The sequence below is a fragment of the Salmonella sp. SAL4457 genome (genome assembly GCF_046548235.1).
GTDB classification, from domain to species: Bacteria; Pseudomonadota; Gammaproteobacteria; order Enterobacterales; family Enterobacteriaceae; genus Salmonella; species Salmonella enterica.
Genome location: NZ_JBGDZO010000848.1, coordinates 1 through 256 on the forward strand (window position 1 = coordinate 1; position 256 = coordinate 256).

Below are 256 nucleotides of genomic sequence, written 5' to 3' on the forward strand. Positions count from 1 at the left end.
GTGGCAGGAAGCGCAGCGCGCCTCGGCGCAGCGGATCAACCTCTACGAGGAAAAGGTCGCCGAGACGGTGGCCGGGCTGCGCGCGGGGCTGGCCGACAGCGAGCTGCTGGACGTGGAGCGCTGGCCGATCATCAAGAGCGCCTACATCGCGCAGATCGACTTGCGGCTGGACGACGAGCTGGCCGAGACCTGGTTCAACTCGATCTTCTGCGGGCTGTTCAGCCACGACAACATCAGCGACGGCACGATGTTCGTG

General features: G+C 66.0%; 1 protein-coding gene. It reads left to right on the plus strand.

Features of this window, described 5'->3' with window-relative positions:
- Positions 1 to 256, plus strand: a 256-nt coding sequence (locus ACLJNW_RS26580; protein WP_204324754.1) for an isocitrate dehydrogenase kinase/phosphatase AceK regulatory subunit, incomplete at both ends; no start/stop codon positions are given.